Consider the following 22,326-nt stretch of genomic DNA (forward strand, 5'->3'; position numbering starts at 1 on the left):
CGAAGGAGTGATCAGGCGTGCACGTCCCGGTTCACCCAGTACGCTTCGTGACCGCCGCGGCCCTGTTCGACGGGCACGACGCGGCGATCAACATCATGCGGCGCATCCTCCAGTCCCAGGGGGCCGAGGTCATCCATCTCGGGCACAACCGTTCGGTCGACGAGATCGTCACGGCCGCCATCCAGGAGGACGTCCAGGGCGTCGCGATCAGCTCCTACCAGGGCGGCCACGTCGAGTTCTTCTCCTACCTGGTGGAGCTGCTGCGCGAGCGCGGCGCGGGGCACGTCAAGGTGTACGGCGGCGGCGGGGGAGTGATCGTCCCCGAGGAGATCGAGCTGCTGCACTCGCGCGGCGTCACCCGCATCTTCTCGCCCGAGGACGGCCAGCGTTACGGCCTGCCCGGCATGATCAACAAGCTGATCGAGGACTGCGACGCCGAGCTGGGCGACCCGCCGCCGGTCGAGGCCGTCGTCTCCGGCGACCAGGCCGCGCTGGCCCGCGCGATCACCCTGATCGAGTCGGGCCGCGCCCCCGAGGGCCTGGTCGAGGGCCTGCGCGCGGCGGGCAGGCAGGCTCCCGTGCTCGGCATCACCGGTACGGGCGGCTCAGGCAAGTCCTCGCTCACCGACGAGCTGGTCCGCCGCTTCCGCGTCGACAACGACGACAAGCTGCGCATCGCGATCATCGCCATCGACCCCACCCGCAGGCGCGGCGGCGGAGCCCTGCTCGGCGACCGCATCAGGATGAACAGCCTGAGCGCCCAGACCTACTTCCGCTCCCTGGCCACCAGGGGCGCGCCCAACGAGGTGCCCGCCTGCCTCGACGACGTGATCACCGCCTGCCGCGCCGCCGGCCACGACCTGGTGATCGTGGAGACGCCCGGCATCGGCCAGGGCGACGCGGGCATCGTGCCGCACGTGGACGTGCCGATCTACGTGATGACGCCGGAGTTCGGCGCGGCGTCCCAGCTCGAGAAGATCGACATGCTGGACTTCGCCGAGGCCGTCGTGATCAACAAGTTCGAGCGGCGCGGCGCGGAGGACGCCCTGCGGGACGTGAGCCGCCAGCTCGTCCGCAACCGCGAGGCGTTCGGCGCCTCGCCCGGTGACATGCCGGTCTTCGGGACGATCGCCGCCCGCTACAACGACGCCGGCGTCACCGCGCTCTACCACCACCTCAAGCCGCTGCTCCCGACCGGCGCCGATGGCTCCGGGCTGCTTGCGGCGGTCGAGGGGCGCACGTCCAAGGCGTCGGCCGCGATCGTGCCGCCCGCCCGGTCCCGCTACCTGGCCGACATCGCCGAGACCGTGCGCGGCTACCACGCCGAGACGCTCGCCCAGGCCGAGGTGGCGCGCCGCCGCCAGCAGCTCGCCGCCGTCCGTGACCTGCTGACAGAAGAGGGGGAGCGGGAGATCGAGCGGGCCGGGCGGGAGCTGTCGGAGGAGAGCCGCGCCCTGATCGACGGCTGGCCCGCCGTCAAGGAGCGCTACACCGCCGACGAGCTGGTGGTGAAGGTACGCGACCGCGAGATCCACACCCCGCTCTGGCGCGAGACGCTCTCCGGCAACCGCATCCCGAGGGTGGCGCTGCCCCGCTACAGCGACCACGGCGACCTGCTGCGCTTCCTCAGGAGTGAGAACCTGCCGGGCACGTTCCCGTTCACCGCCGGGGTGTTCCCGTTCAAGCGCGACGACGAGGACCCGACCAGGATGTTCGCCGGGGAGGGCGACCCGTTCCGTACGAACAGGCGGTTCAAGCTGCTGTCGCAGGGGCAGCCCGCGACCCGGCTGTCCACGGCGTTCGACTCGGTGACGCTGTACGGCCACGACCCCGACGTCCGCCCCGACATTTACGGAAAAGTCGGCACTTCGGGGGTTTCGATCGCGACGCTCGACGACATGAAGGTGCTCTACGACGGGTTCGACCTGTCGGCGCCCAACACGTCGGTGTCCATGACGATCAACGGCCCGGCCCCGACCATCCTGGCCTTCTACCTCAACGCCGCCGTCGACCAGGCCAGGGACCGCTTCCGCGCCGAGCACGGCCGCGACCCCGGCGCGGAGGAGGACCTCGAACTGCGCGCCCGCACCCTCGCCACGGTCAGGGGCACCGTCCAGGCCGACATCCTCAAGGAGGACCAGGGGCAGAACACCTGCATCTTCTCCACCGAGTTCTCCCTGCGGATGATGGCCGACATCCAGCAGTGGTTCATCGAGAACGGCGTCAGGAACTTCTACTCGGTCTCCATCTCCGGCTACCACATCGCCGAGGCCGGGGCCAACCCGATCAGCCAGCTCGCCTTCACCCTGGCCAACGGCTTCACGTACGTGGAGGCGTACCTGGCCAGAGGCATGCGGATCGACGACTTCGCGCCCAACCTGTCGTTCTTCTTCTCCAACGGCATGGACCCCGAGTACAGCGTGCTCGGCCGGGTCGCCCGCCGCATCTGGGCGGTGGCGATGCGCGAGCGCTACGGCGCGGGCGAGCGCTCGCAGAAGCTGAAGTACCACATCCAGACCTCGGGCCGCTCCCTGCACGCCCAGGAGATGAACTTCAACGACATCCGCACCACCCTCCAGGCCCTCATCGCCGTCTACGACAACTGCAACAGCCTGCACACCAACGCCTTCGACGAGGCCGTGACCACCCCGTCGGCCGACTCGGTGCGCCGCGCCATGGCCATCCAGCTCATCATCAACCGCGAGTGGGGCCTGGCCAGGAACGAGAACCCGTTGCAGGGCGCGTTCATCGTCGAGGAGCTGACCGACCTGGTGGAGGAGGCGGTGCTGAGCGAGTTCGAGCGGCTGTCGGACCGGGGCGGCGTGCTCGGCGCGATGGAGACCGGCTACCAGCGCGGCAAGATCCAGGACGAGTCCATGCTGTACGAGATGCGCAAGCACGACGGCTCGCTGCCCATCGTCGGCGTGAACACGTTCACCAAGGACAGCGACGAGCCCGAGCCGCACAAGCTGGAGCTGGCCAGGGGCACCGAGCAGGAGAAGCAGTCGCAACTGCGGCGGCTGCGCGACTTCCACGAGCGCAACCGCTCCGAGGCGCCCGCCCACCTGGCGCGGTTGCGGGAGGCGGCGATGTCGGACGGGAACGCGTTCGCGGTGCTGATGGAGGCGGCCCGCCACTGCTCGCTCGGCCAGATCACCGACGCCCTGTTCGAGGCGGGCGGTCAGTACCGGCGCAACGTCTGATGGACGAATGATGGCGGGGTTGTGTCAAGGCGGGTATTCGCCAGCCCGATGACCTTCCCCGCCGATCAGCCGAACCGGTGGAATCCGGTTCATGCCCCTCACTCCCAGAACCCTCACCGGCGTCCTGGCGGCGGCGCTGGCGGCGACCGGCCTGTCGGTGCCCTTAGCGGCGCACGCGGACACCCGGACACCCGCGCGGACCCCGCAGGACACGGAGATCACCCTCATCACCGGCCACCGGGTCCACTACGTGGACGGCCCAGGCGACCAGGACACCGTCACCGTGGACCGCCCGGCCGACGCCCAGGGCGGCGTCCAGATCCAGCAGTCAGGCGGCGACCTGTACGTGCTGCCCGACGAGGCCGTGCCGCTGCTCGCGGCCGACCGGCTCGACCGGCGGCTGTTCAACGTCACCGCGCTGGCCGAGATGGGCTACCGCGGCACCCCGCCGGTGATCGTCTCCTACCCGGGCGCCACGCCGCGCTCGGCGACCGGCGCGCAGGTCGTCCGGGCGCTGCCCAGCGTCAAGGGCGCGGCCCTGCGGCTCGGCGCGGACCCGCGCCCGTTCTGGAACTCGCTCGGCACGGCCGCGGCGGCCCGCTCCGGCCCGGCCAAGGTGTGGCTGGACGGCAAGGCCAGGGTCGCGCTCAAGGAGAGCGTCCCGCAGGTCGGCGCCCCGCAGGCGTGGGCGGCCGGGCTCGACGGCGCCGGCGTCAAGGTCGCCGTGCTCGACACCGGCGTGGACGACACCCACCCCGACCTCAAGGGCCGCATCGCCGAGTCCGCCAGCTTCGTGCCGGGCGAGGAGGTCAAGGACGTCAACGGCCACGGCACCCACGTGGCCTCCACGGTGGCGGGCACCGGCGCCGCGTCGAACGGCGACAACAAGGGCGTCGCCCCCGGCGCCGAGCTGCTGATCGGCAAGGTGCTCGGCGACGACGGCTACGGCCAGGACTCGTGGATCATCGCGGGCATGGAGTGGGCGGCGGCCAGGGCCGAGGTCGTCAGCATGAGCCTGGGCAGCGGCCTGCCCGACGGCGGCGCCGACCCCATGGCACAGGCCGTGGACACCCTGTCGGCGCAGCACGGCACGCTGTTCGTGATCGCCGCGGGCAACAGCTACGGCGAGGGCACGATCGGCGCGCCAGGCTCCGCGGCCTCGGCGCTGACCGTGGGCGCGGTGGACAAGTCCGACAGGCGGGCCGCGTTCTCCAGCATGGGGCCGCTCGACCGGACCTACGGCCTCAAGCCCGACATCTCCGCGCCCGGGGTCGCGATCAACGCGGCGCACTCGTCGTACAACACCGAGGCGGACGGGCCGTACTGGAAGCTGGACGGCACCTCCATGGCCACCCCGCACGTCGCGGGCGCGGCGGCCATCCTGCTCCAGCGGCACCCCGACTGGACCGGGCAGCGGCTCAAGGACGCGCTCATGAGCTCCGCCAAGGCGGTGCCGTACACGCCGTTCGAGCAGGGCACGGGCCGCCTCGACGTGGCGGCGGCCGTGCGGGCTGCGGTGACCGCGACGGGCTCGGTGCCCACCGCGTTCTACGACTGGCCGCACGCCGGCGGCGACCCGAGAACCGACCGGACGATCACCTACCGCAACGACGGCGACGCCGCCGTCACGCTCGACCTGGCGGTCAGCGGCTCCACCGCGGCCACCCTGTCGGCGCCGCAGGTCACGGTGCCCGCCCACGGCACCGCCGACGTCACGCTGAGCATCGACCCGGCGGGGCTGGAGCCGGGCACGAAGGCGTCCGGGCTGGTCACCGCCACGGCGGGGGAGACGTCCGTGCGCACCGCGTTCGGCGCGGTCAAGGAGCGCGAGCTGTACGACCTGACGCTGAAGCTACGCGACCGCGACGGCGAGCCCGCCGCCGGACGCGTGGTGCTGGCCGCGTTCAACGGCGACATGATCCCGTACGACGTGGACGGCGAGCGCGTGCTGCGCCTGCCGCCGGACACCTACGTGGCGTACTCGCTGCTGGAGGTGGCCGGGCAGCGCGCCGACGCCCGCGGCATGGCCCTGCTGATCGACCCCGAGACCGTCCTCGACGGGAACAAGGAGGTCGTGCTCGACGCGAGCGAGGCCAGGCCGCTGAGCGTCAGCACGCCGCAGCTCGCCGAGCGGCGGCAGACCCAGCTCGACTTCGCCAGGACGATCCCGGGCCAGGACCGCCCGATCAGGCTCGGCTACGTGCTGCCCATCTGGTACGACAGCGTCTACGTCTCGCCCACCGAGCGGGTCACCAAGGGCACGTTCGACTACCTGACCCGCTGGCGCGCCGGCGAGCCCAACCTCACGCTCGACGTCCCGGGACGCGCCCCGCTGATCACCACCGCGCAGGGCGGCGGCACCCTCACCGACGGCCGCTCGCTGCTGCGCACCGTGAGCGCGGGCAAGGGCGCCGCGCAGGATTACGCGGGCGTGGACGCCAGGGGCAAGGCCGTGATCGTCACCCGCAGCGCCGAGGTCACCGCCGAGGAGCGCGCCAAGCAGGCCGTCGCGGCCGGCGCCAAGCTGCTGGTGGTCGTCAACGACGCGCCCGGACGCCTGTACGAGAGCTACGGCGAGGGCCTGCCGATCCCGATCGTGCTCGTCACCCGCGACGAGGGCGCCGGACTGGCGGGCAAGCTCGCCGTGGTGCGACAGCGCACCTACGCCTCCTACCTGTACGACCTGGTGGACCTGCACCGGGGCGCCGTCCCCGACCGCGACCTGACCTACCGCGCCCGTGGCCTGGCCGAGATCCGCGGCGTGTACCGGGGCGCCACCACCGGCCAGGAGGGCGGCGGCTTCCGCTACAACCTGGTGGACGGCTGGGGGCCCGCCTTCGGCTTCCAGGAACGCGAGCAATTCCCCGCCGAGCGCACCGAATGGGTCACGACCGGATCCGGTTACCGCTGGTACGAGAACCACTTCATCGGCGGCGCCGACGACTGGGAGATGCGGCAGAAGCCGCAGACCTACCGGGCGGGGCAGAAGGTCACGCATGAGTGGTTCGCCCCGATCGTCCGGCCGCGGCTGAGCACCGAGTACTGGGGGCCGTTCCGCGATCAGGGCAACGGCATGCAGTTCAACATCCCGCCGCTGGCCGACGGCACGCCGGGACACTCCGGTGGCGGCGGCGACGAGTACGCGAACATGTCGATCGCGCTCTACCAGGGCGACAAGCTGATCAGGAAGTCGGCGGGGCGCGCCATGGCCGTCTGGGACGGGCTGCCCGAGGAGGCGGCGCCGTACCGGCTGACGCTCGACGTCAACAGGGACGCCGGGCGCTGGCGCACCTCCACCCGCACCCACACCGAGTGGAACTTCACCTCGGCCCCCGTCGACCCTGAGGGTCCGTACCAGGTGGACATCCCGATGATGCAGCTCGACTACGACGTCAAGGTGATCGGCCCGATCGTCCGGATCGGCCTGTCGGCGACCACCCAGGAGTGGCTGGACTCGCCGAGCCGGGCGAACAAGGCCACGCTGTCGGTCTCCTACGACGACGGCGCGACGTGGCAGCCCGCCGTGCTCGTGCCGACGGGCAAGGGCGCGTGGACGACCGCCGTCCGCGGCGGCTCCCTGTCCTTGAAGGCCACCGCCTCGGACGGCAAGGGGAACACGGTGAGCCAGGAGATCATCCGGGCTCTTGTGAGCTAGATAACCGTGCAGTCACGATTCGGGGCCGAAGACGGCTATGTCGCCTTTGGCCCCATTTTCTCTCCCATACTGGTCGGCGATCCGGGCGAGCAGAGGGAGACGGGCACCGTGCTGGAGGCGCTGGGGCTCACGGCGGGCGAGGAAGCCGTCTACCGCCTGCTCGTGGACGCGCCCCGCTCCGTGTCCGACCTCGCCACCACCCTCGGCCGTCCCCCCACCGCGATCGAAACCGACCTCACCACCCTGACCAGCCGCGGCCTGGTCTCCCGCCACCCCGACCACCGCCCCGACGTCCACGCGGACGTCCACGCGAACCGCCACACGGACGGCCATCTGGACCGCCACGCCGACGTCCACCCGCACCGCCGCACGGACGGCCACCCCGACCGCCACCCGGACCGCCGCACGGACGGCCACCCCGACCGCCACGCGGATCGCCGTGCGGACGGCCACCGGGACCGCCGCCCGGGCAGCCATCCGGACGGACGCCCGGACCGCGACACGGACCGCCGCGCAGACGGCCGTTCGGGCAGGCAGGCGGGCGGCCAGGCGGACCGGCGCGCGGACGGTCGCGAGGGCCACCGCGCGGACGGCGGCGCGGATCGCCACGGCGACCGATACGCCGCCGCCCCGCCGTCCGTGGCGCTGGGCGGCCTGCTCACCGCGCGCAGGGAGGAGCTGCGCACGGCGGAGCTGGCGATCGTGGCGCTGGCCGAGCAGCACCGGATGGCCGCCGCCGGCCGCGCAGTCGGCGACCTGATCGAGGTCGTCACAGGGGTGGAGGCAGTGAGACAGCGTTTCCTGCAGATCCAGTGGGCCGCCCGCGAACGCGTCCGCTCGTTCTCCACGGCGCCCTTCGTGGCCGTCCCGCCCAGCGACAACACCGCCGAGGACCGGGGCGTGGACCGTGGGGTCGAGTACCAGGTGGCGATCGAGCGCGAGGTGCTGGCCACGCCGGGCGCGGTCGCCGGCATCGTGGCCTCGGTCCGCAAGGGCGTGCAGGTCAAGGTGGCCGACAAGCTGCCGATCAAGCTGATGATGGCCGACTCGGAGCTGGCGCTGGTCCCGCTGACCACCGAGCCGGGCGGCGAGCCCGCGGCTGTGCTGCTGCACCGCAGCGGCCTGCTGACCGGGGTGGAGGCGCTGTTCGAGGCGGTGTGGCAGCGCGCCTACCCGCTGCGAGCGGACGCGCTGGGCGAGCTGCGGGAGTCGCACGAGCCGGAGATCGGCGAGCTGGACAGGAAGATCCTCGCGCTGCTGCTGTCGGGCTTGACGGACGAGGCCGTGGCCGGCCAGCTCGACCTGTCGCTGCGCACGCTCCAGCGGCGCCTGCGCGCGCTGATGGATCTGGCGGGCGTACGCACCCGCGTCCAGCTCGGCTGGCACGCGGCCCGCCACGACTGGGCCTGACGGGCTAGCGCGATCGGCACGCCGCCCGCCACAGCCCAGCCCTGACGGGAGTGCGGCCCGCCACGACCGGGCCCGATGGGGACGCCGATAGGATCACGATGCTGGGAGAACATCGTTATCAGGAGGCTTTCCATGTCCGTCACCTTCAAGGGCAACCCCATCACCGTGGCCGGCACCTTCCCGAAGCCCGGCGACAGCGCTCCCGCGTTCAAGCTGGTGGGCGCCGACCTGGCGGAACGCACGCTGGAGGACTTCGGCCAGAAGACGAAGGTCCTCAACATCTTCCCGAGCGTCGACACCGGCGTGTGCGCGGCCTCCGTGCGCCGCTTCAACGAGGTCGCCGCCGAGCACCCCGAGGTGGCGGTGCTGTGCATCTCGGCCGACCTGCCCTTCGCCCAGAAGCGGTTCTGCGGCGCCGAGGGCCTGGAGAACGTCACCACGCTGTCGCTCATGCGCGGTCGTGAGTTCCTCGCCGACTACGGCGTCTCCCAGGAGTCGGGGCCGCTGGCCGGGCTGGCCGCGCGAGCCGTGGTCGTGCTGGACGCCGACAACAACGTGGTCTACTCCGAGCTGGTGCCGGAGATCACGCAGGAGCCCGACTACGAGGGCGCGCTGTCCGCACTCAAGTAAGCCCCACCCGCCGTCCAGGCGATCGACCGCTCAAGTGGGCCGCATCCGGCCGTTCGGGTGAGCCGCTGACCAGGTGAGCCGCATCCGTCGTCCGGGTGATCGGCCGCTCAGGTGGGCCGCATCCGGCCGTTCGGGTGAGCCGCTGACCAGGTGAGCCGCATCCGTCGTCCGGGTGATCGGCCGCTCAGGTGGGCCGCATCCGGCCGCCCGGGTGATCGGCCGCTCAGGTGAGGCCGCTCAGTTCCGCGTGGAAGGCTGCCGCCAGGTCGAGCAGGTGCCGGTCGTCCGTGGCGGTGTGCTGGAGGTCGAGGATCACCTCGTGCACCCCGGCCTCGGCCGCGGTGGCGAGGTAGGCGGCGATCCCGGCGACGGTGCCGCTTCTCGGCGGCGTGCCGTCCTCGGTGACCATGGGGTTGACGCGCAGGACCATGCGCAGGCCGGCGGGGTCGCGGCCGGCGTGCTCGGCGGCGCGGCACACCGTCCGCCACATCGACGTCAGCGCGGGGATCGGCAGCGCGGCGGTCAGCCAGCCGTCGGCCCTGCGCCCGATGCGGCGCAGCGCCGGCTCGGTGAAGCCCGCCAGGTAGAGCGGCGGGCGCCGGGCCGGTTTGGGCTCGATGTGGCTCGGCGCGATCGTCCACAGCTCGTGCTCGTACGACACCGGGTCGGTGGTCCAGATCGCCTCCAGGGCGTCGAGCGTCGCCTCGTAGCGCCGGGCCCGGCCTTCCCAGGGCACGCCGGCGGCGGCGTACTCGTCGGAGGACCAGCCCAGCCCGAGGCCGGCGTCGAGCCGCCCGCCGCTGAGGTGGTCGATCGTGGTGAGCGACCGCGCCAGGACGGCCGGGGCGTACCAGCAGGCGTTGAGCGCGCTGGTGCCCAGCCGCAGGGTCGAGGTGACCGACGCGGCGACCGACAGCACCGCGAACGGGTCGAGGAACACCCGGTGCGCCTCCGGGACGGTGCCGTCGCCGCCGGGGTAGCGGTCCTTCGGCTCCAGCGGGGTGAGCAGCCTGTCGCCGGCCCACAGGCTGTGGAAGCCCGCCGACTCGGCCTCGCGCGCCACCCGCAGCACGCTGGACAACTGCGCGAACCTGCCGTACTGCGGCACGGCCAGCCCGATCTCCACGACTTCAGACCTTCCTGCCCACGCCGCACAGGGTCAGCGACGACTCGGGGCCGTCGCGGAAGTCGATCAGGTCGGCCTGCTCGGGACGCCATTCCGGCAGCCAGACGAGGCCGGGCCGGACCAGCTCGAACCCCTGGAACAGCCTCCCGATGCGCTCCCGCCCGCGCAACGTGAGCGGCGTGTCGGCGCCGAGGTAGACCTCGGTGGCCCGCTCGACGACGGCGGCTCTGGCGTCGCTGGTGCCGTGCGACAGGACCAGGTGGCTGCCGGGGGCGAGGGCGTCGCGCAGCGTGGCGACGATCGCCTCGGGGTCGTCGGCGTCGGCGACGTAGTGCAGGACCGCCGTCAGCAGCACGCCCACCGGCCGGTCGAGGTCGAGGGCCCGCAGCAGGTCGGGGTCCTTCAGCAGCGCGGCGGGCTCGCGCAGGTCGCCCCTGACCACGGTGGTCTCGCCCTGCCCTGCCAGCAGCGCCCTGGCGTGCACGAGCACGACCGGGTCGTGGTCGACGTAGACCACCCGCGCAGACGGGGCCACCTCGTGCACGTTGCCGCGGGCGGGCAGCCCCGTGCCGATGTCGAGGAACTGGTCGATGCCGGACGCGGCGAGGAAGCGCACCGCCCGGCCGAGGAACGAGCGGTTGGCCCGCGCCGCAGCCCGCAGCTCGGGAGCGACCTCCAGGACGCGCTCCGCCGCTTCGCGGTCGGCCGGGAAGTGGTCCTTGCCGCCCAGGTAGTAGTCGTAGAGCCTGGCCACGCTGGGTGTTTTCGGATCGAAGCCGAGCGACTCCCGCTGCAACCCTCGCCCCCCGATCACGAGTAAACGATCTTTGGGTGGAAGTCTACGGCCAACCACCGACAAACGATCATCATAGGCTGGCGGGTGTGGATGACACCGGTGCGAGCGTGCGGATTCCCGAGACGGTGGGGCGGATCGTCTCCCTGGTGCCGTCGCTGACCGAGTCGGTGGCGGCGACCCTGCCCGGGGCGCTGGTCGGGGCGACCGACTGGTGCTCCCACCCGGCGGGCCTCGACGTGGCCAGGGTCAGGGGCACCAAGAACCCCGACCTCGACGCGATCAGGCGGCTGGCCCCCGACGTGGTGCTGGCCAACGCCGAGGAGAACCGGCCGCCCGACATCGAGGCGCTGCGCGCGGCGGGCGTCCCGGTGTGGGTGACGCGGATCGAGACGGTGGAGGAGGCGTTCGCCTCGCTGGAGCGCATGTTCGCGGTCGCCTGCCGTACGGAGCCGCCCGGGTGGCTGGGGCGGGCGCGGGAGGCGTGGCGCGCGCCCTTCGACGGGCCGAGACGGACGGCGGTCGTGCCGATCTGGCGGCGGCCGTGGATGGTGGCGGGCCGCGACACGTTCACGGGGGACGTGCTGAGGCGCCTCGGCGTGGACAACCTGTACGCCGGCCATCCGGAGCGCTACCCGAGGATCCCGCTCGCCGAGCTGAACGAGCGGCGCCCCGACCTGGTCGTCCTGCCCGACGAGCCGTACGCGTTCAGCCGGGACGACGGCCCCGAGTCCTTCCCCGGCCTGCGGTGCGCGCCGGTGAGCGGGCGGCTGCTCACCTGGTACGGCCCCTCGCTCGTCGAGGCGCCCGCCCTCCTGCGCGCCGCACTCGCTTGACCGCGCTCGCCCCGGCCGACGAGCCGACTGCGCGCTCCGGCCGAGGAGCGACTGCGCGCCCGGCCGAGGAAGCGACTGCGCGCTCCGGCCGAGGAAGCGACTGCGCGCTCCGGCCAAGGAGGCTGACTGAGCGCCCCGCCGACGAGCCGACCGCGCTCAGTTGACCGCGTTCGCCTTGTCGGCCAGGGCGGCGTCCACGGAGGCGGGGGAGAGCACGTGCTCCATGACGATCACCGCCATCCCGACGATCCCGGCCCGGTCCCCGAGCGAGGTGGTGACGATCTCCAGGTTCCGGGTCGTGTACGGCAGGCTGCGCCGGTAGACGATCTCCCTGATGCCCGTGAGGTAGTGCTCCCTGGTCTCGGCCATGTCGCCGGCCAGCACCAGCACGCCGGGGTTGAGCAGGCTGACCGCGGTGGCCAGCACGACGCCCAGCGTGCGCCCGGCTTCCTGGACGCCGGCGATGGCGCCAGGATCGCCGGCCTGCACGAGCCTGACCACGTCGCGGCTGGAGGCCACGCCCAGGTCGGTGGCCAGGGCGTGGCCGCTGGCGAGTGAGGCCACGCAGCCGCGCGAGCCGCAGGTGCAGACCCGGTCGTCGGTCTCGCGCAGCCGTACGTGCCCGATGTTGCCCGCGGCCTCCTCGACGCCGCGGTAGATCTGCCCGTCGAGGATGATGCCGGTGCCGATGCCGGTGGAGACCTTGATGAGGACGAGCGAGTCGGTGTCGCGCCAGAACGACCACCACTCGCCGAGCGCCATCGCGTTCGCGTCGTTCTCCACCAGGATGGGCACGTCGAAGGTGGTGCCGATGGCCTCGCGCACCGGGTGGTCGTCCCAGCCGGGCATCAGGAACGACCTGATCACCCGCCCGGTCGTGTGGTCCACCGAGCCGGGCAGGTCGAGGCCGATCCCGCACACCTCGCCGGCCGGCCGCCCGACCCGGTCCAGCATGCGCTGGAACGCCTCGCGCACCCAGGACAGCACGGCGTCGGGGCCGAGCTCGATGCGCATCTCGGTGCTCTCCTCGGCGATGGGCCGGGCGGCGAGGTCGGTGAGCGCCACCCTGGCATGGGTGGCGCCCAGGTCGGCCACCAGCATCAGGCGCTGGGTGGCGTCCACGTCGAGCACCGAGGGCGGTCGCCCGCCCCCGGAGGTGCCGACGCCGGACTCATGGATGTAGCCGGCGTCGATGAGCCGGTCGACCCGGTCGGTGATCGTCGATCGGGACAGGCCGGTCAGCTCGATCAGTTCCTTGCGCGTCCGGCAGGAGCCATCGCGAATGAGCTGGAGGACCTGGCCTGCCGTCAGCATGGTTCATCCCTTCTCCGCTCCTGCGGTGAGGCCCTCCGTCAGCAGGCGCTCGCTGGCGAAGAACACGATCACGATGGGCAGCGTGAGCACCACCGATCCTGCCATCAGGACCGTCGTCGGGATCTCTATGCTTCCCGCGAGCTGAGAGAGCCCCAGGGAAACGGTCCAGCTCTCCCGCCTCTCCACCAGGAAGAGCAGGGCGAACAGGAACTCGTTCCAGGCGATCATGAAGGCGTAGAGGCCGGTGGCCATCAGCGCCGGCTTGGACAGCGGCAGCACCACGCGCCAGATGGTCGACAACCTCGTGCACCCGTCGATCGCCGCCGCTTCCTCCACGCTTTGCGGCACGGTCTCGAAGTAGTTGCGGAGCATGTATACCGTGACGGGCACGGTTTGCGCGATATACACGAGGATCAGTCCGATCAGCGACCCACGCAGCCCGATCATGGTGAAGAGCACGAACAGCGGGATGGCCAGCACGATCGCCGGGAACAGGTACACCGCCAGGAAGAGGAAGTGCACCTGGCGGCGGCCGAAGAAGCGCAGCCGCGCGACCGCGTACGCGCCGGGGATCGAGATCAGCAGCGTGACCGCCACGGAGGCGATCGAGATGATCGCGCTGTTCTTGAGGAAGGTCAGGAAGCCCTGCCTGGTCAGCACGTTCACGTAGGTGTCGAGGGTGATGGCGTCGGGCCAGAGCGAGCCCGGCTCCAGGATGAGCTCCTGGATGTCGCGTACCGACAACATCACCATGTAGAGGAACGGGAACGCGGTGATCAGGAAGAGGAACGCGATCACCAGCGGCTTGAGCAGCGCGAACAGCCCGCGCTCGAACCTATCTCTGCTCACGTTCACCCCCGGAGAAGAACCTCAGGTAGATGATCAGGAAGACGACCAGGAAGACCGCCAGCACGATCGCCTGCGCCGCAGCGGCGCCGATGTCGTCGCGCGAGGTCAGGAAGTTGTAGACCCGCACGCTGACCACCTCGGTGCCGGCTCCGCCGCCGGTCAGCAGGTAGACGTCGTCGAACTTGGTGAAGGTGAACACGAACCGCAGCACCGCCAGCAGCGCGATCACCGACCACAGTTGCGGCAGGATCACGTGGCGGAAGAGCTGGGTCGGCGCGGCCCCGTCCACCACCGCGGCCTCCTCCAGGTCCGCGGGCATGGCCTGCAGCCTGGCCAGGATGAACAGGAACGCGAACGGGAAGTACCGCCACGCCTCGAACAGGATCACCGTCAGCAGCGCCACCGGGATCTTGAAGCCGAGGAAGTCGCCCTGGGCCTGGGTGAGGAACGCGATCGGCTCGCTCAGCCAGGTGTTGACGAGGCCGTACTGCGGGTTGAGCATCGTCTCCCACAGGAACGTCACGGCCACGACCGGCGCCACGTACGGGATCAGGATGGAGGCCCTGATGAGGGTCCGGCCCGCGAACCGCTGCCGCAGCGCCAGCGCGGCCACCAGCCCGAGCACGATCGACAGGCCCGTGCCCGCCACGGTGTAGACGAGCGTGTTGGCCAGGGACGTCCAGAAGCCCGGCTCGGAGATGACGTAGCCGAAGTTCTCCAGCGTGTAGTTGCCGAAGACGCCGGACCGGCGGATGTTGATCAGCCGCACGCTCTGGAACGCCAGCATGATCGCCCACATCAGCGGCAGCACCACCACGACGAGCGTGATGATCAGCGTGGGGGAGATGAGCAGGAGCCCGGCCCGCGCCTCCTGCTCCCGCAGCGTGCGCCCGCGCCGCTTGCGCTGCGGAGGTGGCGCCGCCCGCCGGGGACGTGGCGGCGCGCTCTGCCCGGTCACTGCCTGATCCCGCGCTTGATGGCCTCCACATCCTTCTGGGCCTGCTGGGCGGCCTGCTCGGGGGTCAGCGTGCCGTCGACGATCCCGCTCAGCGCCTTGGGCACGGGCAACTCGCCCATCGTGGCGCCGACCAGCTTGCCCTGGCCCTGGGCGATGCCCCAGCGGGCGAAGGTGTCGGGGCTGGAGCGCAGCGCGTCGAGCACCTCGGGCGGGTAGATGTCGGCCAGCGGCTTCTTGGTGTCGACGCCGGCCGGCAGCTTGGTCCACTGCTCCTCGAAGCCCTTGCGGGTGGGGAACTTGCCCTCGGGCGCCATGCCGAGCCAGCGCACGTAGCCCTCGTTCATCATGTACGTGACGAACTTGGCGGCGGGGTCCTTGGCGGCGTCGGCGGTGATCGCCCAGGAGACGATCTCGCCGTACTGGGCGGGCGCGCTCCCGTCGGGCCCCTTCAGCGCCGTGACCACGCCGGTGTTCTTGGCCAGCCACTCCGGGTCCTCGCGGCACTCGGGGCAGCTCGGCAGCGCGTCCTTACGCAGCCCGGCCATCTCGTCGAGGATGAACGACGACCAGATCATCATGGCCGCCTTGCCGGAGAAGTAGGTGGCCCTGGTGGTGTCGACGTCCTGCTTGCCCTTGACGGAGTGGTTGATCGCCAGGCTGGAGTAGAAGTCGAAGGACTTCACGCACTGCGGCGAGTTGAGTGCGACGTTGCCCGAGTTGTCGACGAGCTGGCAGTTGTCGGCCAGCGCCACGTGCTCGAAGCTCTGCGCGGTGAAGGAGTCCTTCGGCGCGATGGCCAGCGTGATGCCGGCGATCCCGCCCGTGTTCAGCTTGGCCGCCGCCGTCTGCAGCGCCTCGTAGGTGTCGGGCGGCTGCAGCCCGGCCTTCTCGAACAGGTCCTTGCGGTAGAGGATGAGCTGTGCCCACCCGTCGCTGGGCACCGCGAGCAGCTTCCCGCCGGAGGTGTCGAGCTCCAGCGCGCGCGGTGAGAACGTGTCGCGGCCGAGCTGGTCGACGATCTTGCCCGGCGTCTCGGTGTCGAGCAGCTCGTTGGCCTCCATCTCGCGGATGGAGGCCAGTGGCAGCGCGCCGATCACGTCGGGCAGGTCGCCGGCCGCGGCGGCCGCCGTGAGGGTCTGGCTGAACTGGTCCTCGGCGACGCCGACCAGCTTCACCTTGATCCCGGTCTTCTGGGTGAACTCGGTGATGATCGCGTTCTGCGCGGCCATCCGGTCCTCTAGGTTCTCCTCGGTCCAGACGGTGATCTCGTTGCTCGTTGACGACTGCTCGCCACCGCCGCCTGAGCAGGCCGTCAGGGCGGCGGCCAGCAGGGCGGCAGAGAGGACGGCGGTTACCTTCGTCGGCATGGCACGCTCCTCTGGTTGGGGATATGCCGCCCTTACCCGTGCACAAGAGGCCGCAACGTGCGGTAGGCGATACCGAGACCGGTCTGTACCCTCTCCGTGCTTCCGCTCCACACGGGGTCCTCGTGCTCGACGGAGACCACTCCGTCGTATCCGCCCTCGTAGAGCGCGTCGATCACCCGGGTCCAGTCCACTTGCCCGAGCCCCGGCACGCGGAAGCGATACCAGCCCTTTTCTCCACTTATCGGGCCGTAGAAGCCGTAGTGGTCGATCCGTCCTGGAAGGAACTGCGTGTCCTTGGCCTGCACATGTGCGATGCCCGCGATGTACGGGGTCAGTGCCGTTACCGGATCGATGCCCAGGGCCACGAGATGGGAAGGGTCGTAGTTGAGCTTGAGGCCCAATGTGAACATCCATTCCCATAGTTCGGGCGAGTAGGCCAAATTGCCCGGATATCCATCGGGGTGCCAGCTTTTCATCAAGCAGTTCTCGATGACGATCTCGACGCCGTTGGCGCGGGCGTGCTCGACGAGCGGCCCGAAGACGTCAGTGGCCTTGTCGAGGTTCTCGCGGACCGTGAGCCCGGGATCGCGGCCGATGAACGTGCCCACCGTGGGGCAGCCGAGCGCCGCGGCGGCGTCGATGCACCGTCTGACGTGCGCGTTCACTTCCTTCCCTGTCGTAGGGTGGAGATTGTTCTCGTAGTAGGCGATCGAGGAAAGCGTGAGTCCGGTCTCCGCGAAGACTCTGCGGACTCGCTCGCGTTCGACGTCGTCGAATCGATCCACTCTGATGTGATTTCGGTCATCCGGTGCCGGCCAGCCGGCCACTTCCAGAGCCTCGAAGCCCTGGGTGGCGGCCCAGCGAGCAATGTCGGTAAGGTCGCTTTCCGGAAGACACGCTGTCAGAAACCCCAATTTCATCAGTCACCTCCGACGGAAGTCGTAGACTTAAGAGTGTTACGAGCGCAACTATCGTGTGCAAAGTAACGCTAAATCTTTGACTTTTGCATGATCAAAAAGCGTAAGTGTGGGGAATGCGCGTCATCACCTTCGAAGAGCCAGGCCATGTCCGCATCAGCCTGGAGTCGCCCGCCGAGCTAGAGCCGGGCACAGTGCGAGTACGCACTCTCTATTCAGGAGTCTCAGCGGGCACCGAACTCACCGCCTACCGCGGTACCAACCCCTATCTCACTCGCAAGTGGGACATCGATCGTCGGCTCTTCGTCGAGGGCCAGACGCATGCCTACCCACTCAGCGGCTGGGGCTACCAGGAGGTAGGCGAGGTGGTGGAGGCCGCGCCCGATGTGGCCGACCCGCCGGTCGGCAGCCTCGTCTGGGGCATCTGGGGCCACCGCGCGGAAGCCGTCCTCCCGGCCGAGAAGCTCGTCGGCCACGTCCTGCCGCCCGGCGCCGACCCGCTGACCGGCGTCTTCGCCCGGGTCGGCGCGATCGCGCTGAACGCGGTGCACGCTGCCGACGTGCACCTCGGCGACCAGATCGCGATCTTCGGGCAGGGCGTCATCGGGCTGCTCGCCACCCGGCTGGCCGTGCTCAGCGGCGCCCGCGTGGTCGCCACCGACGCCATCCCCGACCGGCTGGAGCTGGCCAGGAAGTTCGGCGCGGCCGAGACCTTCGACGTGGCCTCCGGCTCGGTCGCCGAGTTCATGCGCAAGCGCGTCGTCGGCGCCGACACCGTCATCGAGCTCAGCGGCAGCCACCTCGGCCTGCACGAGGCGATCCGCACCGTCCGCAAGGGCGGCCGGGTCGTGGCCGCCGGGTTCTACCAGGGCGACGGCGTCGGGCTGCGGCTCGGCGAGGAGTTCCACCACAACCAGGTCCAGCTCGTCTCCTCCCAGATCGGCGGCGTCGCCTCCTGGCTGGCCCACCGCTGGGACGTCGAGCGGCTGCAGCTCACGTTCATGGAGCTCGTGCACCGCGGCGAGGTCGACGCCCGCGAGCTCGTCAGCCACGTCATGTCCGTCGACTCGGCCGCCGACGCCTTCGACCTGCTCGACAAGCACCAGTCCGAGGTTCTCCAGCTCGTCTTCGAATTCAAGGAGTAAACGTGAAGCTCGCCGTACAGGAGCAGCTTCTGCCCGGTCGCTCGCTGCAGGAGAAGTTCGCGTTCGCGCTCGATGCCGGCTTCGACGCCATCGAGCTGCGCGGCAAGGGTGACTTCCACTTCGCGGGCCGCCTGACGGAGCTCAAGCGGGCGCTGGCCGACGGCGTGGAGATGCCGACGGTCTGCGTGGACATGCCGCACTTCATCGGCGACTTCGACCCGGCCAAGCGCAAGGACGCGATCCAGCAGCTCCGCTCCCAGCTCACCGTCATCGGCGAGCTGGGCGGCGTCGGCGTCATGACCCCCGCCTCCTGGGGGCAGTTCTCCCGCCGCCTGCCGCCGTTCGAGCCGCCGCGCAGCCCCGAGGAGGACCGCGAGGTGTTGGCCGAGGCGCTGGGCATCCTCGGCGAGCACGCGCACCGCAACGGCGTCCTGATCATGCTGGAGCCGCTCAACCGGTACGAGAACCACATGGTCAACACCCTGGCCGAGGCCGTCTCGTACTGCGCCATGGACTCCATCAGGATCGTCGGCGACACCTACCACATGAACATCGAGGAGGACGACCCCTGCCGTGCGCTGATCGACGCGGCGCCGTACCTCGCCCACATGCAGATCAGCGAGTCGAACAGGAACCAGCCGGGCACCGGCCACCTCGACTGGGGCGCGCAGCTCGCCACGCTCGACGCCGTCGGCTTCGACGGCTACCTCGCCCTGGAGTGCAGGCTCCGCGGCGAGCCCGAGATCGTTCTTCCCCAAACCGCAGCATTCGTGAGGAAGTATCTATGATCCTCCGCGACGCCGTGCGCGTCCTGGCCAGCAACTGGGACGGCAGTTACACGGTTCCCTCCCGTCGCCTCTACCCCCACCAGTGGAGCTGGGACTCCGCCTTCATCGCGATCGGCAACGCCCGCTGGTCGCCGCGCAGGGCCCGTACGGAGCTGCTCAGCCTGTTCGGGGCCCAGTGGTACGACGGCAGGGTGCCGCACATCGTCTTCAACCCGCAGGTGCCCGAAGACGCGTACTTCCCCAGCTCCGACTTCTGGCGGACGGCGGCGCCCTCCGGGGTGCGCACCTCCGGCATCGTCCAGCCGCCGGTGCACGCGCTGGCGGCGTGGAAGACGTACCAGGCCGAGCCCGACCGCGCGTTCCTGCGCCGGATCTACCCCCGGCTGGTGGCCCAGCAGGAGTTCCTGCGCGACCAGCGGCGCTCCGACGAGGGGCTGATCTCGATCGTGCACCCCTGGGAGTCCGGCATGGACAACAGCCCGGCGTGGGACCTGCCGCTGGCCGCGGTGGAGACCACCGCGACCGGGTTCGTGCGCAGGGACCTGCAGAGCGTCAACGCCGACGAGCGGCCCACCGATCGCGACTACGTCCAGTACGTCGAGATCGCCCAGGCCTACCGCGAGTCCGGCTACCGCGAGCCAGGACCGTTCCACGTCGAGGACCCGCTGTTCAACGCCGCGTACGGGTCGGCGGAGTCCACGCTGGCCACCATCGCCGAGGAGCTCGGCCTCGACCCCGAGCCGCACCGGCGCGAGGCCGAGGCGCTCACCAAGGCCATGGTGAGGCACCTCTTCGACGGCAAGCTCTTCCAGCCCCGCGACATGCACAGCGGCACCCTGCTCGACTCCAGCAGCGTGGCGGGGCTGACGCCGCTCCTGCTGCCGGGCCTGCCGCCCGAGGTCGCCGACGCGCTGATCGGCACGGCGATCGACCGGTTCGGGCTGCAGAGCAACCCGTTGCCCAGCTACGCCATGGACGCGCCCGAGTTCGAGGCGGCCCGCTACTGGCGTGGCCCGAGCTGGGTCAACGTGAGCTGGCTGGTCTGGCAGGGCCTGCGGGAACGCCGCCCCGACCTGGCCAGGACGCTCGCGGACGCGACCATGCGGGCGGTGTCCGTGTCGGGCTTCCGCGAGTACTTCAACCCGCTCACGCTGCGCGGTCACGGCTGCCGTGACTTCAGCTGGTCAGCCGCCCTCATCCTGGACATCGTCGCGGAGCACACCCTGAACGGTCTGAAGCCGTCGCGCCGCGAGGCCGGTCAGGAATCGGGGCGCGTCAGAAAAGCCGACGACATCAGTGATCACGTGCTCGCGTAGCGCGCTCCCGTGCTGCCTGAGCAGGGCGATGGTGTCGGCGGAGAGCCGCTCCCTGTCCCAGGAGTGGGCCAGCCCGCGCGGCACCCGGCCGATCTGGGCGCAGCGCAGTGACAGCCCGTTGTGGTGGAACTCCTCGCCCAGCCGCACCTCGTCGGCGCCCTGGGTGTAGAAGGCCAGGTCCACCAGCGTGCCCTGGGGGCGCAGCAGCCGCAGGCCGAGCGCCAGCGCTCTGGGCTGGCCGCGGCACTGGAAGACCGCGTCCGCGCCGCGGTCGTTCTGGCCGTGCCGCCAGCGGCGCTTGAGCGTCACGGCCGGGTCGTCGTCGGCGGCCAGCACGTTCGCGCCGAGCGCCGCGGCGATCTCCAGCCTGGCCGGGGTCTCGTCCACGACCACGACCTCGGCCGCGCCGCCCGACATGGCGAACAGGGCCGTCAGCAGGCCGACGACGCCCGCGCCCACCACCACGATCCGCCTGCCGCGCACGCCGTCGCCCAGGTCGCGGGCGGCAGGGCCGTGCAGGTCGTGCGCCGCGTGCAGGAGGCCGTTGGCGCAGATCGGGCCCATGTGGGCGACGTAGATGCCGAGGATGGGGTCGAGGTCGGGCGGCAGCTCGACGAACCGGTCCGTCATCGGGTCGGCCACGTACGCCGTGCGGTGCCCGTAGCACATGGCGACCAGCGCGCCCTCGCGCACGGCCCGCGTCCGCGTCTCGACGACCCTGCCGACCTGCATGTACCCGATGCCGCGCACCGGGTACGACACCGACGGCGCGCCTTCCATGAACAGCCCGAGCGCCGGGTCCCAGGTCGCGGACAGGTAGGGGTTGGTGCCCTTGACGAAGGTCAGCTCGGTGCCGGCCGACACCCCGCTGTAGACGGTCTCCACCAGGAAGCCGCCGTCGGGCACGTCGGGCAGCTTCTCCTCGACCAGGCAGACCTCGCCCGGCTGGTCGATGCTGAGAACGTTACTGGTCATCATCGAGCATCACCGGCCTCTGTTCGATGGCGGAGCGCGCGAGTGCCAGCGCCAGGCGGTGGGTGCGCAGCGCTTCCTCGTACGGTACGCGGACGTCGGCAGGCCTGCCCTGCACGGCGTTGATGAACTCGCGGTCCACCCGCACCTTGGCCTGGCCGTCGTCCTCGATCACCCGCTCGCCGTCCACGAGCAGGCGGGTCTCGCTGAGCTCCAGCGCGATGCCGTCGGCGCACACCTCCAGCCCCACCCGGTGCTTGTGGGTGAGCAGGCAGGAGGTGGCCAGGAGGCCGGCGGCCCCGCCGTCGAAGCGCAGCACCGCGGCCGTGGCCCGGTCCACCTCGCCGTCCACGGCGTTCTCCGCGGGCACGGCGTGCACCATGGTGACCTCGCCGACGAGCAGCCGCGCCAGGTCCAGCACGTGGACGGCCTGCTCCACGATCTGGCCGCCGGACATGGTGGGATCCAGCCACCAGCCCACGGGGGGCACCTTGTCCAGCCAGTGGCCGAGCGCGAGCCGTACGGGACGGCCGGAGAGCAGGTCACGGGCCTGTTGGAGGATGTCGAGATAACGCCAGTGGTGGCCGACCGCCGAGGGGAGAGATCTCCGCTCGATTTCGGTCGCGATCGATTCTGCGGTTTTGAGGTCTAGCGAAAGGGGTTTTTCTACGAAAATCGGGAGATTGCACGACAGAACATCATGTTCCGGGTTACCGTGCGCGAAAGGAGGCACGCAGACGTAGACAGCGTCAAGACCGCCGGCACTGAGCAGGTCGGCATGGCCGCCAAAGGCGGGGGAGCCATGCTTCGAGGCCAGGGCCTCGGCCCTGTGGAGGTCTGTGTCGGCGATCCCAGCGATCGTGACATCGGGGAACCCGGACAGGACGTCAGCATGACGAGCGGCGACATTTCCGGCACCTACGATGCCGACACGGGTCATAGGGGACACAACCCGGCATATGCCACGTCTAGGCGGAATCAAACAAACATGTTCAAGTCCCCATAGACCGGGCAGAAGCCGTGACCTCATGAGATCGGGGCTGATGC

The 22,326-nt window shown here is 70.7% G+C and carries 16 protein-coding genes and 1 pseudogene; 8 read left to right on the forward strand and 9 right to left on the reverse strand.

The window, feature by feature from the left end:
• Positions 1-17: 17 nt before the first annotated feature.
• The 4 genes from icmF to tpx all read left to right on the forward strand — a co-directional run bounded on the left by icmF (position 18) and on the right by tpx (position 8,898).
• Positions 18-3,203: a fused isobutyryl-CoA mutase/GTPase IcmF gene (gene icmF / locus ABD331_RS07215; RefSeq protein ID WP_344471830.1), complete on the forward strand. Its 3,186-nt coding sequence runs from the start codon at positions 18-20 to the stop codon at positions 3,201-3,203.
• A gap of 91 nt (positions 3,204-3,294) precedes the next feature.
• Positions 3,295-6,858 carry a S8 family peptidase gene (locus tag ABD331_RS07220; protein WP_344471832.1) on the forward strand — a complete coding sequence of 1,188 codons (3,564 nt, stop codon included), beginning with the start codon at positions 3,295-3,297 and terminating at the stop codon, positions 6,856-6,858.
• 108 nt (positions 6,859-6,966) lie between these two features.
• A complete protein-coding gene (locus tag ABD331_RS07225; protein ID WP_344471834.1) occupies positions 6,967-8,268 on the forward strand; it encodes a hypothetical protein in 1,302 nt (433 codons plus the stop codon).
• A gap of 132 nt (positions 8,269-8,400) precedes the next feature.
• The gene (tpx, locus tag ABD331_RS07230; RefSeq protein ID WP_344471836.1) at positions 8,401-8,898 is read left to right on the forward strand and encodes a thiol peroxidase; all 498 of its coding nucleotides are present in this window, start codon (positions 8,401-8,403) and stop codon (positions 8,896-8,898) included.
• Between the two features lie 223 nt (positions 8,899-9,121).
• Here tpx and ABD331_RS07235 read toward each other — a convergent pair whose 3' ends face one another.
• Together ABD331_RS07235 and ABD331_RS07240 are read right to left on the reverse strand one after the other, a co-directional pair.
• A complete protein-coding gene (locus tag ABD331_RS07235; protein WP_344471838.1) occupies positions 9,122-10,024 on the reverse strand; it encodes a TIGR03619 family F420-dependent LLM class oxidoreductase in 903 nt (300 codons plus the stop codon).
• A gap of 4 nt (positions 10,025-10,028) precedes the next feature.
• The gene (locus tag ABD331_RS07240; RefSeq protein WP_344471840.1) at positions 10,029-10,838 is read right to left on the reverse strand and encodes an SAM-dependent methyltransferase; all 810 of its coding nucleotides are present in this window, start codon (positions 10,836-10,838) and stop codon (positions 10,029-10,031) included.
• 68 nt (positions 10,839-10,906) lie between these two features.
• Between ABD331_RS07240 and ABD331_RS07245 the strand changes: the two genes are divergently transcribed.
• Complete coding sequence (locus ABD331_RS07245) at positions 10,907-11,653, forward strand: helical backbone metal receptor (protein WP_344471842.1); 747 nt, start codon at positions 10,907-10,909, stop codon at positions 11,651-11,653.
• A gap of 156 nt (positions 11,654-11,809) precedes the next feature.
• Here the strand turns inward: ABD331_RS07245 and ABD331_RS07250 are convergent, their stop codons facing one another.
• Genes ABD331_RS07250 through ABD331_RS07270 form a run of 5 tightly spaced genes read right to left on the reverse strand, consistent with a single transcriptional unit; the run spans position 11,810 to position 17,061 of the window.
• Positions 11,810-12,967 carry an ROK family transcriptional regulator gene (locus tag ABD331_RS07250; protein ID WP_344471844.1) on the reverse strand — a complete coding sequence of 386 codons (1,158 nt, stop codon included), beginning with the start codon at positions 12,965-12,967 and terminating at the stop codon, positions 11,810-11,812.
• Between the two features lie 3 nt (positions 12,968-12,970).
• Complete coding sequence (locus ABD331_RS07255) at positions 12,971-13,816, reverse strand: carbohydrate ABC transporter permease (protein WP_344471846.1); 846 nt, start codon at positions 13,814-13,816, stop codon at positions 12,971-12,973.
• Complete coding sequence (locus ABD331_RS07260) at positions 13,803-14,774, reverse strand: carbohydrate ABC transporter permease (RefSeq protein WP_344471848.1); 972 nt, start codon at positions 14,772-14,774, stop codon at positions 13,803-13,805. Before ABD331_RS07260 ends, ABD331_RS07255 begins: the two co-directional genes overlap by 14 nt.
• Positions 14,771-16,141 carry an ABC transporter substrate-binding protein gene (locus tag ABD331_RS07265; RefSeq protein WP_344471850.1) on the reverse strand — a complete coding sequence of 457 codons (1,371 nt, stop codon included), beginning with the start codon at positions 16,139-16,141 and terminating at the stop codon, positions 14,771-14,773. The genes ABD331_RS07260 and ABD331_RS07265 overlap by 4 nt, the downstream gene beginning before the upstream one ends.
• 32 nt (positions 16,142-16,173) lie before the next feature.
• Positions 16,174-17,061: a sugar phosphate isomerase/epimerase family protein gene (locus ABD331_RS07270; RefSeq protein WP_344471852.1), complete on the reverse strand. Its 888-nt coding sequence runs from the start codon at positions 17,059-17,061 to the stop codon at positions 16,174-16,176.
• Between the two features lie 113 nt (positions 17,062-17,174).
• Between ABD331_RS07270 and ABD331_RS07275 the strand changes: the two genes are divergently transcribed.
• The 3 genes and pseudogenes from ABD331_RS07275 to ABD331_RS60905 all read left to right on the forward strand — a co-directional run.
• A complete protein-coding gene (locus ABD331_RS07275; protein WP_344471854.1) occupies positions 17,175-18,203 on the forward strand; it encodes a zinc-binding dehydrogenase in 1,029 nt (342 codons plus the stop codon).
• 2 nt (positions 18,204-18,205) lie between these two features.
• Positions 18,206-18,991, forward strand: a complete 786-nt coding sequence (locus ABD331_RS07280; protein ID WP_344471856.1) for a sugar phosphate isomerase/epimerase family protein — start codon at positions 18,206-18,208, stop codon at positions 18,989-18,991.
• Positions 18,988-20,166, forward strand: a pseudogene (locus ABD331_RS60905) (MGH1-like glycoside hydrolase domain-containing protein); the annotation flags it as partial. The gene ABD331_RS07280 and the pseudogene ABD331_RS60905, both read left to right, overlap by 4 nt.
• Before the next feature lie 9 nt (positions 20,167-20,175).
• On the opposite strand, the gene ABD331_RS07285 reads toward ABD331_RS60905, so the two are convergent.
• Positions 20,176-21,282, reverse strand: a complete 1,107-nt coding sequence (locus ABD331_RS07285) for a zinc-binding dehydrogenase (RefSeq protein WP_344471858.1) — start codon at positions 21,280-21,282, stop codon at positions 20,176-20,178.
• Positions 21,272-22,309, reverse strand: a complete 1,038-nt coding sequence (locus ABD331_RS07290; RefSeq protein ID WP_344471860.1) for a Gfo/Idh/MocA family protein — start codon at positions 22,307-22,309, stop codon at positions 21,272-21,274. Before ABD331_RS07290 ends, ABD331_RS07285 begins: the two co-directional genes overlap by 11 nt.
• Positions 22,310-22,326 lie beyond the last annotated feature (17 nt).

Source organism: Nonomuraea monospora (assembly GCF_039531895.1).
Lineage (GTDB): Bacteria > Actinomycetota > Actinomycetes > Streptosporangiales > Streptosporangiaceae > Nonomuraea > Nonomuraea monospora.